Consider the following 1,028-nt stretch of genomic DNA (forward strand, 5'->3'; position numbering starts at 1 on the left):
GTTCAGCCGAATGAGGTTCAGCGCGATGTGGCGTACCAGCGCCAGGTTGTGGGCAACGTGTCCGGTGCGGGCACGGGCGTAGTCGTCGGAGAACTGCACATCCAGGCACCAATGCAACCGATTCTCTACTTCCCAGTGGCTTCGAACGGCATGCGCGATCTTGTCCGCATCGGGCGGCAGGCTGCTGATGTAGTGACGCCGCTCGACGCTCTTCTTGCCGGCGACGATGCGCGTGCGCTTGACCGTGGCGAAGCTTCTCAGATCGGGCCACTGCTCGGCCTTGTAGAGCCGCGCGTCGGCCTCGAAGGCCTGGCACAGACGTACTTCCTCGCGCCCATGTCCGCGCGAGCGTGTCTCGCAGGTACTGGCCGATTCGAGCGGCCCGGCCACGCCGGCGTGGGTCAGCAGGATCGAATCGAGCAGCGTTGGATGGTTGTCCTTCACACACAACACGTAGTGCGCACCGCGTTCGCGGATCGTTCGTGCAATGGCCGTCTGGGTGCCCATGGCATCGATGGTCACGATGCAATCCTTGATGTCCAGCACACCCAGCAACTCGGGAATCGCCGTGATTTCGTTGGATTTCTCGCCCGTGGCTACTTGCCCGAGCACCACGCCCACTTCGGCAACGAAGGCGCTGACCAGGTGCAGCGGCGCTGCCGCCGCTTTGCTCGTGGTGCGCCGGCTGCTCTTGCCGTCGATGGCGATCACCTGTTCGTGACCAAGCGCCGGGATCACCATTGCGACCCAACTGCGAAAGGCGCGCTCGAAGCTCTTCGGATCGAGCAGTGCGAACACCCGCTCGAAGGTGTCGGAGGAAGCCACGCCGTAGTCCAGCGTCAGGAAACGGCGCAGCCAGCCGAGCTTCTCCTTGCCCCACTGCGAAATATCCTCGAAGTCGTCGGCGCCGCTGAGCACCGCGCACACCGCCACGGTAAGCAGTTCGTCCAGCCGGTGACGCGTCTGCTGCGCGTTGCGCCAGTCCTCGAGTCCTTCGAACACCTCGACCAGAGCCATCAATTTGTCCG

The 1,028-nt window shown here is 63.8% G+C and carries 1 protein-coding gene; it reads right to left on the reverse strand.

Going from position 1 to position 1,028, the window contains the following annotated elements; translation table 11 throughout:
- Positions 1 to 1,020 (reverse strand): ISAs1 family transposase (locus I8J34_RS24130; protein ID WP_370661900.1); only part of this gene is annotated, 1,020 nt, incomplete at its 3' end.
- Positions 1,021 to 1,028 lie beyond the last annotated feature (8 nt).

Origin of the sequence: Denitromonas iodatirespirans (genome assembly GCF_018524365.1) — a bacterium.
GTDB lineage: Bacteria > Pseudomonadota > Gammaproteobacteria > Burkholderiales > Rhodocyclaceae > Nitrogeniibacter > Nitrogeniibacter iodatirespirans.